The sequence below is a fragment of the Psychroserpens sp. AS72 genome, assembly GCF_038900375.1.
GTDB lineage: Bacteria > Bacteroidota > Bacteroidia > Flavobacteriales > Flavobacteriaceae > Psychroserpens.
The window spans coordinates 456,179-474,376 of record NZ_JBBMRC010000003.1 but is presented as its reverse complement, the minus strand read 5'-3'; the positions used below and the strand labels follow the sequence as shown (position 1 = coordinate 474,376).

Sequence of the window (18,198 nt, the reverse complement as noted above, 5' to 3'; positions counted from 1 at the left end):
TGTATATTGTTAGTTCAATTTGATTCGACAGGTTTAGATGATAATTTGACTTTCTTTTCATGAGATGTAAACTTCCATTTTAAACCAAATAAAGGTCTTAAAATTACAACTTTTGTTAAGATGAATTCATATATCAAAAAACAAACTATAAACGTAAAGACTGTAATTCCAATAAATTGTAACATAGGATGAAGGTCTAATGGCAGTATGAATAATGCGCCTATATATAATACAAACATGTGAATAATATATACAGGATAAACAGCTGCACTTAAATAGCTTAGTAAGGCGCTTGGTTTATTAAGGTAACGATATCCTATGCCGAATAAACCCAATATCCAAGCATTAGATTCTATGGTGGTGATATACATATTTGATATAGACTCAAATCTAGTGAAACGAATTAAGAAGAGGATGCTTGCCAAACCGATATATAACCATTTCCATTTTGAAACGGTTTGCCAGAATGCCTTACCACTATAGACAAAAAGGTAACCAAAAAAGAACGCTAGAAAACCTATAAAAAATCCATGCCAAGTTTGAGCGTACATTTCAAATAGCTGTGGTTTAACAACACCTACTTCTAACATAAAAAATGCTGATATAGATAATGGTCCTAAAGCATAGGTCATCACTTTCGAAATGACTTTCTTTAATTTTCCATTTTTATTAGTCTTCAAATAGTAAAAAACAGGTGACAACACTACGACATAGACAAAAATATTTCCTAAAAACCATAGATGTCCCATATGCGGAAAATAACTCAGTGGCATATTATAGTACTTCTGAAAAACTAAAAAATGTAATGGAGTGATAGCTAAAATTCCGAAAACAAAGGGTAAAAGAATTCGTTTACCTCGCTCTATGAATAATTGCTTCCAATTTCTTTTTTTCATTGCAAAATATAAGCCCATTCCCGATACAAAAAATAATAAAGGTATCCGCCAAACATTGAGCATGTTCATTGGTTTCCAAAGTCCTTCTAAAGCATGTTCACTTCTTATAAACCCTATAAACATGGCCCAAGGTTGAAATATAATGGCTATATGGTAAATCAGTAATAAACCTATAGCAATGACTCTTAGCCAATCAATATCGTATCTTCTTTCTGTTGTCATCTTATTTTATGTTTATTGTAGCATCATTGCAACAACAGGACGTGCTTTTTGTAGTTCATTCAAGTCAAGTTGAAAACCCATTGGTTTTAACTGCTGTATTAACATTTCATAGATAGGTTTCATTTGAGCAAAATCTGCTATTGCTGTTTCTCTTGGTGTAGCACCATAATTATTACGTACAGTTTTATCTGCTTTGGCATCAATTAATAACTGTACAATTTCAATACGGCCAAAGAATGCTGCCGTGTGTAAAGCCGTGCCACCATCATTATTTGTTATTGACAAATCTGCATTGGCGTTGATCAATAAATTAGCGATTTCAGGTTTATTAAATGTGGCTGCTGACATTAAAGGTGTAGATCCAGACATGGCCTCTTTTTGATTAATATCCGTACCTGCCTCAATATGTTGCTTAACTGCTTCCAAATTTCCAGTAAGTACAGCTCCGTGAATATCTATACTTGGTTTGTCTACTGTTTTTGTTATTTTAGTTGAAATATCTGAGCTTGTTTTTTTCTCAGATTGGGCACATGAACTTGTTAGTAAAAGTGTATAGAATATCATCTGAATGGTCATTCTAATTGAAGTCATTTTTAGTGTTTTCATAATTTAAATTTTTAATGATTTATAACTTGATATTTGTTTCTACAAAGATGCGACACTAACCTAGTTGACTGATAATCCGCATGAAGCCTATTGTATAAAGTTTGATGAGGGGTTGGAAATTATGACGCAGAAGTATAAATTATGACGCAAGCAACTGTTTTTGCTAAGAACTTTGAACTCTAAGCGGCACAGCGTTTAAATAAAAATTTCTACATTTGAAGTAATACAAAAGAACATGTCTAACATTCCACATCAAGGAAAATTTATAGAACAGGCTAAGGCGCTTATTTTAGAGCATATCTCTAACGAGCAGTTTGGGGTTTCAGAATTGGCGGATCTCATGAATATGAGTCGATCCAACTTATTGCGGAAGATTAAGAAACAAACACAAGGTAGTGCGAGTCAATTTATTCGTGAAGTTCGACTTCAGAAAGGGATGACCCTCTTGGAAGAAACAGAACTTACGGTTTCTGAAATATCTTATGAGGTTGGATTCAGTAATAATTCTTATTTCACTAAATGCTTTAGGGATTATTACGGATACTCTCCGGGTGAAGCAAGAAAAAAAATAGTTGAACAAACAGCATTCGAACAAGACGAAATAGAAAAAGAGCTACAAAAAGAGGTAGAAAAAGAGAAAGAAGAAGATAACCAAAACACAAACACTATTGAAGTTCCTAAAAAAGGGTTGTTCCAACAGTACCGAGTTCCAATACTATTAGGAATTGTTCTAGTTTTAGTGATAGCAGCATTCTTATTTTATCCAAAAGAAACTCCGAACACTGATAAGCAAGATGCAAGCCTTAAGAAGTCGATTGCTGTATTACCGTTTAAGAATATGAGTAGCGATTCTGATAATCTGTATTTTGTGAACGGACTTATGGAGTCGACACTAAACAATTTACAAAAGATAGAAGATATCCGAGTTATCAGTAGAACATCCGTTGAAAAATATAGAAGTACAGATAAGTCCATCTCAGAAATAGCAAAAGATCTCAAGGTTAATTACTTGATTGAGGGAAGTGGGCAACGTGTTAATGATCAGGTTTTATTAAATATCCAATTGATTGATGCCTCAAACGATACACCTATATGGGCAGAACAGTACAATCATAAAACGGAAGACATTTTTTCTGTACAAAATGAAGTTGCAAAAAAAATTGCAGAAGCTATAAAAGTGACAGTAACACCAGCGGAGTTAAAACAAATCGAGAAAAAACCAACAGAAAACGTACTAGCTTATGAATATTATTTAAAAGGAATTGAGGCATCACAAAATAAGACTAAAGAGGGTTTGGAAGCTGCTATTAATTTTTGCGATAAGGCAATAGAAAATGATCCTGAATTTGCAGTCGCCTATGCTCAAATTGCAATTTGCTACTATTACTTGGATGTAAATAAAATTGAAAAGAAATATTTAGACAAATTAAATGAATATGCAGACAATTCCTTGTTGTATGATTCTACTTCTGAATTGTCTCTGATTGCAAAAGCGCTGTATTATATAAGCGCAAACGAATTTAGGTTAGCGATACCTTACTTGGAAAAAGCACTAGATTACAACCCAAATGCTTCTTCTGTAGTACTAATTTTATCTGATATATATGCTAGAGTTATTCCAGATACACATAAATATCTTACTTATGCATTAAAAGGAATTCAATTAAATATTGAAGCTAACGATAGTGTATCTAAAAGCTTTATCTATCTAAACTTGAGTAATGCATTAGTCCAAAATGGGTTTGCTAAAGAAGCCTCAAAATACATTGAAGAATCTTTAAAATATAATCCTGAAAATCAATATAGTACTTACTTGAAAAATTTTATAGATTATGCTAATAACAAAGATTTAAAATCCTTAAGAAAAAAAATGCTAATAGAGTGGCGAAAAGATACTACTCGCGCTGATATCACTCAAGAATTAGCTAAAACGTATTATTTTCAGGAGGATTACGAAAATGCATTGGCTTATTACGAGAAATATATTAGTATACTTTCTACTAATAAAATTGACCTGTATCCTGCAGAGAACATAAAAATTGCTTACACCTTTGAGAGAATGGGTTTTTCTCATAAAGCGGAAAAATATATTAATAAATATAAAAACTATTTGGAAAAAGATGAGTCAATTTATAGAGAGGCAAGTTTAGCTATGCTTTACTTATATGAAAATATGCCGAATAAAGCTATAGAAGCTTACGATAAATTTAGTTCACAAGATGGTTTCCAATATTGGATTTTATTGTTTCTTGAAGAAGACCCACTATTTAAATCCTTAAAGAATCATCCCGACTATGATGAAGTTATTCAAAAAATTAATGATAGATTCTGGGAAAATCATAATCAGTTGAAAAAAACATTAAAGAAAAATAATCTTTTATAAAATACTGATGCTATTTGTTATAGCAACTATTGTTATATTCTGATTTACTTTTAATTATTTAAATAGTTTTTGTACCGAATTTGTATCGATTTAGGATTTAGTACCGTGAATACTCGACTTTTACTTCCTGTATTGGAAAGTAATACTCCTGGTTTTAGATAAACCACTTAAATTTTCACTACTAAGAGTGGTTAAAAATTAATAATTAAACGTTTTAAATAATTATTATTGATACTTCAATTATCAATTTTTATTCCTAATCAAATTATTACTTTATATAAATTACTGTATGAGACTATTTTCTAAACATTTAGATTTTTACTCTTAAATTGTTGATAAGTTTATTGATAACTCTAAAAAGGTATCTGTTTGATTTATAGCGAATTGTTATTTTTGTTTTTTAAAGTTTGATTATTTACAAATATCTAAATGGTAAAATATAGAGGTGATATTTGGACAGATTAATTATAACTAAAAAAAAACTGCTATTATTTCAACAAAATATATTAGAGGATAATAATATATTTTAAATGTTTAAAATTAATAAAAAATTATTTGAAGAATTACAACAAATAAACGGTTTTACAGATCGTTATATAGAATCAATTAAAGAGGGATTAGTAATTATTGACGCAAATGGTCATATAATAATTACTAATACTAACTTTTGTAACACAACCGGTTATACCAAAAAAGAATTATTTGGTGTAAGTGCTCCTTTTCCATTTTGGCCTCCTGAGTTTCATAATGATTATAAAGGGATTTATGATGATATGTTAGATGGCAATTCGAAGCTTGAGTTTGAAGCTGTATATCTTCGTAAAGATAATTGTAGGATCCCTGTTTTTATGCTCATTTCGACCATTAAAAACACTAAGGGAGCATCTATAGCGTATATGATTTTAGTACAAGATCTAAGTCATAAAAAAAGTAATTTAGTAAGTAAATCATTTCCTAGTAAAGAATTATATTCTGTCTTAAATTATAAGAAAGGATATCTCGATTTAATTGATAAAAAGCACGTAGAATCTCAATTAGATACTGCTTTAGATTTGATTTCTGATGGTTTAGTATCGTTTGATAAAAATTGGTGTTATACTTTCATAAATAAAAGAGCAGGAGAGTTAATAGGAAGAGATCCCAGTAGTCTTTTAGGAAAACATGTTTGGACTGAATTTCCAGATGCGGTTGGCAACATTACTTATAATGCTTGTTATAAGGCTGTCGAAACTAATGAAACTCAAAAGTTTAATGACTATTTTGATGCGTTAGGGATTTGGTTCGAAAATAGAGTGTATCCGCATTCTGAAGGTTTAACATTGTACTTCACAGATATTACAGAACGTAAAAAAGTAGAAGAACTTTTAGTCGAAAGTGAGAAAAATCTAGATAATATAATTAATAATATTGGAGATCCAGTATTTGTTAAGGATGATAAAAGTCGTTTAATCTTTGTGAACGATGCATTTTGTGATGTTTTTAATCATACTAAAAATGAAATTATAGGTAAAACCTTAGAGCAAGATGTTACTCCAGAAGAACGATCGAGTTTTTTAAAGATTGATGAGGAGGTTCTAGATACAGGCGTTGAAAATATAAATATAGAAAAGCTCACAGTAAAAGGAAGGAAAACCCAAATAATCTCAACTAAAAAAAATAGATTTATAGATACCAATGGTAATAAATTTATTGTCGGAATTATTAGAGATATAACTAAACTAAAACAATTTGAAGTTCAGCTTTTAGAAAGCGAATACAATTTAAGACAATCTCAAATAGTCGCAAATATTGGTTCTTATTCTGTGGATTTGATTGCTTCAGAATGGACTTCATCTGATGTGTTGGATAAGATATTTGGAATTGATGAAACTTTTAAAAAAACTGAGGAAAGTTGGGCTAATTTAGTTCATGTTGAAGATAAAGAATATATGTTGAATTATTTTGACACATGTATTAAAGAGAAATTGAGATTTGATAAAGAATACAGAATTCTAAAGCACGATACTAAACAAGTAATTTGGGTACATGGAATTGGAGAATTTATATTTGATAGTGATGCAAATCCAATAAAGATGATAGGCACAATTCAGGATATTACTCAACGTAAACAATCTCAAATACGGTTACAACAAAGTGAAAAATCTTTATTAGAAGCCCAAAAAATAGCAAAGGTCGGAAATTATAATCTGGATATAAAAACAGGTAAATCCCAAACATCATTAACGTTTAATAAAATTGCTAATTTCGATATCGATAGTGAAGTAACACTTGATAAATGGACTGAAATGATGCATCCAGAAGATGCTTCAAAATGCCTAGAAATGATAGATAATTGCATTGAGACTGGCGAGAAATTTAATTTAGAATATAGAATATTTACAAACAAGACTAAAAAATTAAAATGGATTCATGGGTTAGGTGAAGTTGTATATAATAATGGCGAAGCCACCATTTTTTTCGGCACCATACAAGATATAACCAATCGTAAAAAAGCTGAAATTGAATTACAAGTTGTTAATGATTTTACAAAAAACCTGGTGATGTCAATGCAAGAAGGATTGCTCATGCTTGATAGTCAAGGAAAGGTGATTAAGGTGAATGATTCATTATGTAATATTTTAGGCTATTCAGAAGATGAACTACTTGGACTTGAATTACCGTTTCCTTTTGCTAAACCAGAAGATTTTGAAAAAATGCAAGAGATTAAAGAAAAAGTCACTAATGGTGAAGTGACCTCGTTTCAACTAGAATTTTTTAGAAAAAATGGAGTAAAATTTATTGCTTCATTTTTAGCAGGTAAAATAATCAATGATAACGGTGAAGTTGTAGCCATATTTGCCACCATTAAAGATGTCTCAGAAGAAGAGAAGTCTAAAGAGCTATTGAGAGAGGTTGCCATTAAATCTACTCAAAAGAAAAATGTTATACTTAAGTTAGCTGGAATGGTAGGCGAGGATCTAAGTAAAACTTTTAATAGTGTTACAAAACATGCTGCTGAAACTTTAAATGTTGGACGAGTTAGTATATGGGAATTCAACAAAAATCTTACTGATTTAAAATGTAAGAAACTATATGTGTTAAATGAAAATCGACATGAGAAAGGGGCTATTATTAGGGATGTTGAAAATTCAGAATACTTTAAAGTATTAGATGCAAACAAAACTATACTTATTAATGATATAGAAAAGGAAAGCATAACAAAACAGTTTGCTCAAAATTATTTAGTGCCTAATAATATAAAATCTTTGATGGATGTTCTCATAAACAGCACTGACGGTTATTATGGAGTCATTTGTTTTGAACATGTTGGTGATCAAACTAGAGATTGGACAGCAGATGAACAGCAATTTGCAACTTCAATTGCTAGTGTTGTGTCTACAATGGTTGAAAGTTATGAGCGAAAAGTAACAGATCAAAAAATTATAAAAGCCAATACAAAACTTTTAGAAGCCAATGACGAGTTAAATAAATTAAGAAAACAATTAGAGCAAGAGAATGTGTATTTAAGAAATGAGTTGGACTTAGTGTTTAACTATGAGGAAATGGTATATGGAAGTGTAGAGTTTAGTAATGTATTAAGTGAAATTGAAACAGTAGCTCCAACAAATGCCACAGTTTTATTGCTTGGTGAATCTGGTACAGGAAAAGAATTATTGGCAAGAGCGATTCATAATACAAGTTTAAGAAATAATAAACCATTAATTAAAGTTAATTGTTCAGCTATTCCTAGAGAATTGATGGAAAGTGAATTATTTGGTCATAAAAAAGGATCATTTACTGGTGCGTTTAGCGATAAAGTCGGAAAATTTGAATTAGCTGATGGTGGAACCTTGTTTTTAGATGAAATAGGTGAACTGCCTATAGATATGCAACCTAAAATTTTAAGATTTTTACAAGAAGGAGAGATTGAGGTTGTAGGAGGTCTTGGTTCAAAAACTTTAAATGTAAGAGTAATTGCTGCTACCAATAGAAACCTTTTGGAAGAAATTAAAAAGAAACAGTTTAGAGAAGATTTATATTTTAGACTTAACGTTTTTCCAATTAACATTCCAGCATTGCGAGAACGTGTAGACGATATTCCGTTGTTAGTGGAGCATTTTGTAGATAAGTTTAATAAAGCTTATGATAAACAAATAAAGTATATATCTGATGATGCAATGAGTAAATTAAAGGCATATAATTGGCCTGGAAATATCAGAGAATTAGAAAATTTAATTGAACGTGCTTTAATATTATCAAATAGTGAAACTTTAGTGGTTCCTGGATTTGAAACTGCTCATCAAAAAACCAAACAACTTATCGCTGGAAAAGACTTATCTCTAGATTCTGTGTTACGAAATCATATACTTCAAGTTCTCGAAAGTTGCCAATGGAAAATTAGTGGTAAAAAAAGTGCCTCAGATTTGCTAGGATTAAGACCAAGTACTTTAAGAGATAAAATGTCAAAACTAGGTATTAATAAACCAAAATAAAATAACGGTATTCCGTGACTTACGTATTTTGACAGAAAAAAAACACGGTATACCGATTTTTTAATTAATAGTTCATATTTCTTTATTAAACACAAAGCATTGTAATTCAGTGTTTTGTGTTTTTTTTTTGTCCTTCATTTATGTTTTGGCACTAGTAATGTATACGGTAATACGCTGATATGTTATTATTTAACAATTGACTTGGCTAGAATTTAAAAGTTAAGAGTCTCAAATAGAGGTTTTACGAATTAATTTATAAGGATGAACAATATTGAGGATTATATAAAAATAGGAACAACTACCTTTTGGTTAGATTCAAATGGTATTCTTAATTGTAGGTTTGGAAATAAAAACCCGAATTATAAACTAGATATGTTTTTATCTCATCTATATATAAAAGCGATAGCAAAATTATGCAATGGTAAACCTAAGCCTTTTCTAATTGATTTAAGAGGGGCTCGAGGTACTTTTTCTAAAGAAGCGGTTAAATTATTTGCTCAATCTGCAATACTAAAAGTTTTAAGAATATCTGAAGCTTATATATATGACTCTATTACAATGAAACTTTTAATTATGTCTTATAAAAGGATATATGATCAAATCACACCTTATCAAATATTTAAAGAATATCAAGTAGCATTAAACTATTCTAAAATTACAAAAAATGAGTTTTATGGAAGCAATTAACTACTACTTACCTTTAAAGATAGATCAAACTTTAATGTCTTTATTAAAGGATAATTCTATGTGTACATTGTCAGATTCTATGGGTCGTTTAGAATATGTAAGTGATAACTATTGTGAAATTTTAGAAACAAACAGCAGTAGACTTATTGGTGAGCCTCAAAAATTATTAAAATCTCATCTACATTCAAGTGCTCTTTATAAAAATTTATGGAGAACTATTAAAATGGGTCAAAAATGGAATGGAATATTAACTGAAACATTAGATAGTGATCAAACAATATACCTTGACACTACAATAATCCCAATACATGATGAAATTGAAAATAGCGTCAAATATGTTGGAATATATAACAATGTTACCAAAATTCATCAACAAAACAACAAGTTAAAGACTACAAATATTGATGATAAAAATTTATTAAATGTTATGCCATTTCATGTGTTTTTAACTTCAAAACATGGTAAAGTATTAAATGTTAATAAGAGTTATGGTAATAAAGAAGTTTCTGAACTTATTGGGACCTATATATATGATTATTTCAGTTTAGATTCTTTTGAAATAATAAAGAATAATATTGAGTATGTGGCTTCAAAAAAAGTCGCTAATCAGTTTGAAATAACAGAAATTGATTTAACAAATAATCCACGTAAGTATTCAATTTTAGTTGCACCAGTTTTTAATGAGCTTGGAGGATTACAGTCTCTAACTGTTACTGTTCATGAAAATATTAAAACCTATTGTATAAACAAAGACAGAGAGGTCGGAAAAAAATGTAGGTTAATTTATCAGTCTATCAATGTAGGAATCATTGTTGTTACTGATAATAATGGAAAAATTACTGAGTGGAACAAAGGAGCTGAAGCAGCATTTGGTTATAAAGAATCAGAAATACTTGGAAAGCCACTTACGGTTTTAATTTCAAGAAAATCTAGAAAAACAAGTATTAAAGAACTCTTAAATATTACTGAAAAAATTGATAACAAACAAGATGTTGAACTTATAGAAATGTATTGTTTAAGCAAAAACAAAAAAGAGTTTCTTGTTGAACTTGCTTTAAGTAGTTTGAATTTCAGAGGTAACAAAATTTATTGTGCCATGATGCTGGATATAACTAAACGAAAAACATTAGAAAATAAATTAAAACAAAAAACAAAAGATCTAGAATTGTTTTTATATCGTTCTGCTCATGATTTAAAAGCGCCATTTTCTACAGCAGAAGGTTTATTAAATTTATTAGATAAAGACTCATCAACAGTAAACACCAAATTATTAGAGTTGCTCAGTACAACAGTAAAAAGAGGAAAATTGTTATCAGAAAGTTTGACTCAAGCATCATTAATAACGGTAAATAGAAATGAGACTTCTAAAATCGATTTTCAAAAAAACATTGAAGATATCTTACAATTACCTTCTTTAAAAAATAATTTAAAAGGAATCAAAATAGTAAAACAACTTGATACATATTCAGAATTTTACTCCAATCCAGAGTTGTTGAGAACAATTTTTCACAACGTCGTTCATAATGCCCTTATATACTCTAAATCCCTTAATAACTCTAATAAGCCGTGTGTCACTATCTCAGTTAAAACTTTAAAAAATAAAGCAATAATTGAGATTAGCGATACAGGTATGGGCATACGTAAAGAAAACTTGCAAAAAATATTTGATTTATACTTTAGAGCAAATAATCTTGATGATTCTGGTAATGGATTAGGCTTGTATGTTGTTAAAAGTATTGTGGATGATCTAAATGGAGAAATTCATGTTAAAAGTAAAATAAATAAAGGCACCTCCTTTGAAATTATAATACCTAATCTTAAATAAAAATTATCTACTTATGAAACTGAACTTTATGCTTATTGATGATAATAAAATTGACTTATTTATTACTAAAAAAATTATAGAGAAAACCTCTAGTAATTACAATGTTAGAACATTTCAAAGAGCTCGCAGTGCGATTAAGTTTTTGGAAATTTTTGAAAAGAAATTAGAATACCAAGATGCGTTTCTTCCAAATGTGATTTTATTAGATATTAATATGCCTGAAATGAATGGTTTTCAGTTTTTAGATGAGTTTAATAAACTTGAAAAATTAATTGAGAAACCTATTAAAATTTTTATGCTGTCTTCATCAACAAATATACATGATGTGATTAAAGTTAAAAGTGAAAAACATTGTGTAGGTTTTATAAGTAAGCCTTTAACTGTTGACGTATTCAACAAAATTGTAAATGAATCACTGCCATTTTTAAACCAAAATCATTATCAAACCAATGACTTAAATACTATTTATTAAATCAATGCCCAAACAAATCTATTATTAACCTTTTAAACCTAATGACTTATGAAAATGAAACTTTACTTATGTAATATTTTTGCTATTTCGAGCTTTATTTGCGGATACTCTCAAATAGTAAATAAAGGTTTACTCAAAATTGATTCTTTCACAGATGTTTATTTTGAAAATGAATACACCAATAAAGCTAATGGTATTCATAACAGTAATGGTAACCTTTATTTAAACCATAACTTTATTAATGATGGTATAATGCTTATGCCATCATCTGGAACCACATACTTTAAGAGTTCCAACAACTCATTGTTAACTATTTCTGGATCTTCAAATGAAATTATGTTCTATAATTTAGAAATTGACGTAACAGGTGTTGATGCTAAAGGTGTCGCTGTACACGATGATTTTGGAATTACAGTTGAGAATGGATTACACTTAATAAGTGGTGATTTTCGCTTATTAGGAAATTCACAATTAATCCAAAACACACCTTCAGATATAAATATCATTACTGATGGTAATTTATTGGTAGACCAACAAGGTTATGCGTCAGCATATAAATTTGACTATTGGTCTTCACCAGTAAATAGAAATGGAACATTTTCTCTTTCCGAATCTAAATTTGATGGGACAGACTCAAGTCTTAATCCTTTTAACCCAACGGAATTATTGTTTAATTCTGGTTCACCTTATAATGGTTTACCATCTGTATTAGATGTGTTTGGTAATGTTACTACTGCGCTAACTATTAATACGCAATGGCTATACAAATATTTACAAGGAACAGGCTTAATGAATGATTGGGTCGCTATAGATCAAAACAGCAATCTAAATCCAGGGGAAGGTTATACTATGAAAGGCACTAATTCTCTTCTAGCAGAACAAAATTATGTATATTCTGGTACACCTAATAATGGTGATTACTTTTTACCAATAGTCTTAGGAGAACAATCTTTAATTGGTAATCCATACCCATCAGCTATTGACGCTAGCCAATTTATAAACGACAATTTATTAATCTTAGATGCCTTATATTTTTGGGTGGATGGAGGATCTACATCTCACGCATTAACCGACTATTTAGGTGGATATTCAATACGTAACTTAACAGGTGGAATTACACCATCAGTAGCATCTCCTTTGATTAGTGGTATTGGTACCTCTGGAAGTATTACAGAACCTTCACAATATGTGCAAATCGGACAAGGCTTTTTTGTAAATGCCTATGGTAGTGGAAACATTGCTTTCAATAATGGTCAAAGAAAATATGTCACCGAAAGTGTTGAGTCAAATAGGGCAACCGAATCATCTTCAAATAAATACATTCGTTTAGGATTTGAAGATACTGAAGGATTTCATAGACAGCTTCTATTAGGATTTTTGTCAGATTCTAATGCAGATATAAATTACAACTTAGGCTATGATGCAATTTTAACTGAGCATAGAGATGATGATTTGTTTTTTGTTATTGAAAATGATGAGGAAAAAAAATATGCTATTCAAGGCTTAGATAGTTTTAATGAAGCCCTAGAAATTCCACTTGGAGTTTTAATATCAGATGGTGGTACTCACCAAATAATGTTAGATGGTGTTGAGAATTTTGAACATACAGTTTATTTAAAAGATAATGAATTAAATAGCATTCATAACTTAACCGATTCTAACTTCAATGTGAATTTACCTATAGGTAATCATTTAAATAGATATTCAATTGTTTTTGCACCTCAGGAAACTTTAGCAATCAATGATGAATCTGCTTCAGGGATGGATATTTTCTATAACGGTAATAAACAAATTATTATAAATAACTCTAAACGACTTGAAATTAATAACATTAAAATATATAATGTTTTAGGACAAGAAATTTTACGATTGAATTCAGAATTAAACCATCAGGATAGATTGCAAATTCCTTTTAATAATACTGAAGGTATCTACTTGATACAAGTAGAAACAAATAACCTCAAATTAACTAATAAAATTCTAAACTACTAATTATGAAAAATTTAAAACTACGATTGACAATATTAACTTTAGTAATCTTTACTAGCTTTAATTATAGCGCCTTATCACAAGTTGGTATAGGAACAGAACCTGATGATTCAGCAATGTTGGATATAAGTTCTACGGAAAAAGGACTGTTAACACCAAGAATGACTTCAGCACAAAAAGTCGCGATTTCAAGTCCTGCTGTTGGTTTAATAGTATTCGATACAGATGAAAGTGCTTTTTATTTCTATGATGGAAGTAACTGGAAGAAATTAGTTGATGATAATAGCTCAAATGATTATACAGGATGGGCAGATTATATTGATGGAACATATACTTCTGTAAGTCCATTATTGTTAATCGCTAATACTAAGGTGATTTTGCCTAATGATGCAAATACGATTAGAGATAGTCAAAAACCTGTAGATATAGCATCATTTTATGATCCAACAACTTCTAAAATAATAGGCAGAGATGGCGATGGTTTAAATATAATGATAGAATTTAAAGTAAGACCTACTGCTAATACAGATACAAAAATAACGGTAACAATAGATATTGGATCGCCTGTTGGTGAAATATATACAAGAGACTTTATTACGTCAAAAGGTGTTGGTGTAGAACATTTTTATTTGAGTTCTTTTAATGCATATACCTTAAATACTTGGGCAACAAATGGAGGAATAGTTAAAATTGAAAGTGATTACCCAGCAGATGTTTACGATATAAGATATGTATTCACAAGAACTCACAAAGCAAGATAATTATTTAAAATCTATTTGTCAATTAACAAATTGGATGTGTTTCTAGAAAACTTGAAAGGAATACATTAATAAAATTTATAAAAACAAACTTAACCTACTTATTATGAAAATTAAAAAACTACGATTAACAATATTAAGTTTAACAGTTTTTGCTAGCTTAAATTACAGCGCTTTATCACAAGCAGGAGTTGAAGACCCTCAGCTTACTTGGAATGGCTCAATATCATCAGATTGGGACAACCCAAATAACTGGACGCCAAATGAAACACCATCAGAATGGTCAGAAATAACGATACCATCAACAGCTAATGATCCTTTAATTACTGGAGTGAAAACTGTAGAAGATATAACTATTAGTAGTGGTTCTAGTATGACAATACCAGTTGGTGCTACACTAAATGTAAATGGTGATGTAAATATGTATTCTCAATCAAATTCATATGCAAGTTTAATTGTAAATGGAACAATTAGTATTTCAGGTACAGCAAAATACCATCGTTTTACTAATTCACAATCTAATAATAACGATTTAATTGCACCACCATTATCTGGACAAACGTGGTCTTCTTTTTTAACTAGTGATACTAATTATAATGAAGGCTTAATTTTTAATAACGGTGTACAGCCAATGACAACTTATCTTTTTGGACCTTTTGAAAAAGGGATTACAGATGATTATTTGTTATATAATGATAATAGTTCAGAAGTATTAGTCTCAGGTAAAGGCTATAGAACAGCATCAAATACAGTAAATGGTGACGCACTAATCTTTACAGGAACTATTGTAACAGGAGCAGTAACTACTACAATTGTAAATGATTTGACAGGTGCATATTCAGAATGGAATTTGATAGGAAATCCTTATCCTGCATATATCGAAGTTGAAGCTTTTTTGAATCATGTAGGCTCTGTTACAGGAGTAACTAATTTGAGTTTATTGAATGCATCATCAGCTGCTATTTATGGATACAGTGCCAACACAACAGGTACTGGAGACAGTTGGACGATTGTGAACTTAGCTACAGGTTCAACCCTTATAGCTCCTGGTCAAGGCTTTTTTGTAACGTCTAATTTACCAGTTGCTGATCTTGAGTTCACACCTGATATGCAAGTTGCAGGAAATGTTGATGATTTTATTCAAGGAAGATCATCAGATCCAATTAATTTTGTAAACTTAAAAATGCGTACAGCTACTAATAGCGCTTTAACATCTGTCTATTTTAACGATAATGCAAGTAATGGATTAGACGTGGGTTATGATGCTGTTATTTTTGGAGGTCAGGCTTCAAATTTCGGATTATATTCTCATTTGGTTCAAGACAATGAAGGTTTACCATTGAAGGTGCAGACTTTAAATTCTAACGTAGCTAATAATGTGATTATTCCATTAGGTATTAATGCGAATCAAGGTCAGCAAGTTACTTTTAGTTTAGAGGATTTTTATGTGCCAGCTTCTGTAGAAATCTATCTTGAAGATAATTTGAATGGTACATTTACTTTGTTGAATGAGTCAGATTATACATTTACAACAAATACAACTATTAATGGAACAGGACGATTCTTCTTGCACTTTGAAACTGATACATTGTCATTAGAAGATAATAGTTTAAATGCCTTACAGATTTTTACTAATCAAATCGATCGAACTATTGAAATCGAAGGAGTTTTATTGGGGGAAACAGAAGCTTCAATTTATAATTTACTTGGCAATAAGGTCATACAGCATGAGTTAGATTCTGCTGTCACTAAACAGGTTATAAATGCGAACAGATTAAGTTCTGGAGTATATCTCGTTCATATACAAAACGGAACTCAGAAGATTACCAAAAAAATCATCTTGAAGTAGTTGATTTGTGTTCTAAAAGAGGAATAATTTAAATCCTTTTAAAAAACGTATTAAAGATCCAATACGACTAAAATATTTTAGTCATATTGGATTTTTTTTATACCATATTTATTCAGTTAGAAAAGAAACTCTTATTATTTTAATGAATCACTTTCAAAATAGGTAAGTAACTGTATCCAAATATATTTATATAATATTTAGTATTAAAGTGAAGTGTTTTGTTTTTCTTTTTCTTTTTAATTATAATGATGTAATACCTCACTCAAAAACTACTTGTACTAGTGCACTTAAAAAGGCTTCATTGTACATGCTTCCAAGTTCAGTATCTTGTAAAACGATTCCAATATTAGTAGCTGTATTATTTTGTTGTTTTTTTTAATAAAACCAATAATGCTTAAATAAATTGATGATAGGAGTATCACAAAATAAGTTAATTGTACAATAGGACAAATCCCGTATTTATAGTTCAATATTAATTCGTGTGCTTTGATATGATTTATTTTTTTTATTAACTTTGAGAGTATGGCACTTAATTTAAAAGAATTTTTCCTTTCGAAACCTCATTTTAACAAACTGGTTAGTGATGACTATATGTTTGTAGAGTTTAATTGCCCAATTGAAATGGAAAATTTTAAGCTATGGACAGAAATACCTTTCTTAACCTATGTTGTGAGTGGTAAAAAAGACTACACTGCTTTAGATAAAACCTATAACGCAAAAGAAGGAGATGCACTTTTTATTAGAAAAGGTGTTTATAATACCAAACAATACTTTGAAGAAGATTATTGTAGTTTGCTGTTTTTTATAACAGATGATTTTGTTCGTCGATTTTGTAAAGAATATAAAGAATCAATTCCTAAAGTCTCTGTAGATTTTCTTAAAAATCAAATTTATGAGATTGATGTTAACGACCCATTACGTTCTCTTTTCTTAACAGTTTTTAATTATTTGAAAGTAGGGAAGGATATACCTAGAGGTTTAGTAGAAATGAAATTTAAAGAACTTCTTTTTAATATTTCATTAAACCCTTCAAATAAAGAGTTGATTGGTCTTTTTAATTCTATTCAACACGTTGAGAAAACAAACCTTATTGACGTAATGATGAAAAACTTTCAAAGTGATTTGAATTTGGAAGACTACGCACGATTGTCAGGAAGAAGCCTCTCTACCTTTAAAAGAGATTTTCAGAATCACTTTAAAGAAACACCAGGCAAATGGTTAAATAATAAGCGTCTTGAATATGCCAAATTACTACTTCAAAACGAAGAGCTGAATATTAACGATATCTGTTGGGAAAGCGGTTTTAAAAACACTTCACACTTCAATAATAGTTTTAAAGAAAAGTACCAACTTCCACCAAATCAGTACAGAAAGCAGTATTTTCAATAGTATATTCTATAGATTTTTTACACTTGAACTTTTTACCAAATTAATTGAACTTTAAAGAAAATCCAACACTTTAAAGTCAAGATACATTTGTCCTGTAATTAAAACTTAAAATTATGGACAGTGTATTTACTTTCATTCAAACCTACTATTTGAGCATTCTAAAAGTAGTATTTGCTATTTCTTTTATAGCAACATTCAGCTACGTGTTTTTTCAATATCTCATCATGAAAGCTTTAATAAAGTATATACAAAATATGCTGTAAGTACGTCATTATTAAAAATCAATAACACTATATAATGAAAAAAAATAATTCAAATTGGTCAAAAACAGATATAAAAACATACTTATTACTATTCTGTATAAATACCGATTTTACAAAATCAATACAAAATATAGACTATAATACATTTGAAATTAGGAAACCTATATTTGATAAAATCTATAATGAGTTTACTATGGATAATGATTATCAAAGCATTCAAAAAATTCGTTTAGCTTTAGAAAACAAAGCATATTCTAAAGAAGAATTACATACCTTATTTCTAGAAATTAAAACAATATTCTCATTGTCAAAAAAAAGGAATAACTTGATTATTAATTCTATTTTCACAAACCTAGAACGCATTTTAGATAGTGCAGCATAACTATT

Annotated in this window: 12 protein-coding genes; 10 read left to right on the top strand and 2 right to left on the bottom strand. The window is 29.6% G+C overall.

The features are described 5' to 3' along the window. Nucleotides 1-14 precede the first annotated feature (14 nt). Both WNY78_RS08275 and WNY78_RS08270 read right to left on the bottom strand, forming a co-directional pair. Nucleotides 15-1,118 (bottom strand): acyltransferase family protein, encoded by a 1,104-nt coding sequence (locus tag WNY78_RS08275; RefSeq protein WP_342872731.1) that lies wholly within the window; start codon nucleotides 1,116-1,118, stop codon nucleotides 15-17. Nucleotides 1,119-1,130: 12 nt separating this feature from the next. After that, nucleotides 1,131-1,724, bottom strand: coding sequence for an ankyrin repeat domain-containing protein (locus WNY78_RS08270; RefSeq protein ID WP_342872730.1), 594 nt, complete (start codon nucleotides 1,722-1,724; stop codon nucleotides 1,131-1,133). Nucleotides 1,725-1,959: 235 nt separating this feature from the next. Between WNY78_RS08270 and WNY78_RS08265 the strand changes: the two genes are divergently transcribed. The 10 genes from WNY78_RS08265 to WNY78_RS08220 all read left to right on the top strand — a co-directional run bounded on the left by WNY78_RS08265 (nucleotide 1,960) and on the right by WNY78_RS08220 (nucleotide 18,193). Beyond that, nucleotides 1,960-4,107, top strand: coding sequence for a helix-turn-helix domain-containing protein (locus WNY78_RS08265; protein ID WP_342872729.1), 2,148 nt, complete (start codon nucleotides 1,960-1,962; stop codon nucleotides 4,105-4,107). A gap of 530 nt (nucleotides 4,108-4,637) precedes the next feature. Continuing rightward, complete coding sequence (locus WNY78_RS08260; protein WP_342872728.1) at nucleotides 4,638-8,579, top strand: PAS domain S-box protein; 3,942 nt, start codon at nucleotides 4,638-4,640, stop codon at nucleotides 8,577-8,579. 261 nt (nucleotides 8,580-8,840) lie between these two features. Further along, on the top strand, nucleotides 8,841-9,266 hold the full coding sequence (locus tag WNY78_RS08255; protein WP_342872727.1) for a hypothetical protein: 426 nt from the start codon (nucleotides 8,841-8,843) through the stop codon (nucleotides 9,264-9,266). Next, nucleotides 9,253-11,091, top strand: coding sequence for a PAS domain-containing protein (locus WNY78_RS08250; RefSeq protein WP_342872726.1), 1,839 nt, complete (start codon nucleotides 9,253-9,255; stop codon nucleotides 11,089-11,091). The genes WNY78_RS08255 and WNY78_RS08250 overlap by 14 nt, the downstream gene beginning before the upstream one ends. A gap of 13 nt (nucleotides 11,092-11,104) precedes the next feature. Next, nucleotides 11,105-11,563: a response regulator gene (locus WNY78_RS08245; RefSeq protein WP_342872725.1), complete on the top strand. Its 459-nt coding sequence runs from the start codon at nucleotides 11,105-11,107 to the stop codon at nucleotides 11,561-11,563. A 48-nt stretch (nucleotides 11,564-11,611) separates the two neighbouring features. After that, nucleotides 11,612-13,555, top strand: coding sequence for a T9SS type A sorting domain-containing protein (locus tag WNY78_RS08240; protein WP_342872724.1), 1,944 nt, complete (start codon nucleotides 11,612-11,614; stop codon nucleotides 13,553-13,555). Nucleotides 13,556-13,557: 2 nt separating this feature from the next. Beyond that, on the top strand, nucleotides 13,558-14,313 hold the full coding sequence (locus WNY78_RS08235) for a hypothetical protein (RefSeq protein WP_342872723.1): 756 nt from the start codon (nucleotides 13,558-13,560) through the stop codon (nucleotides 14,311-14,313). Between the two features lie 103 nt (nucleotides 14,314-14,416). Beyond that, nucleotides 14,417-16,159 carry a T9SS type A sorting domain-containing protein gene (locus tag WNY78_RS08230; RefSeq protein WP_342872722.1) on the top strand — a complete coding sequence of 581 codons (1,743 nt, stop codon included), beginning with the start codon at nucleotides 14,417-14,419 and terminating at the stop codon, nucleotides 16,157-16,159. 522 nt (nucleotides 16,160-16,681) lie between these two features. After that, entirely contained in the window at nucleotides 16,682-17,548 is an 867-nt protein-coding gene (locus WNY78_RS08225; RefSeq protein ID WP_342872721.1) for an AraC family transcriptional regulator, read from the top strand. A 297-nt stretch (nucleotides 17,549-17,845) separates the two neighbouring features. After that, nucleotides 17,846-18,193: a hypothetical protein gene (locus tag WNY78_RS08220; RefSeq protein ID WP_342872720.1), complete on the top strand. Its 348-nt coding sequence runs from the start codon at nucleotides 17,846-17,848 to the stop codon at nucleotides 18,191-18,193. Nucleotides 18,194-18,198: the final 5 nt, after the last annotated feature.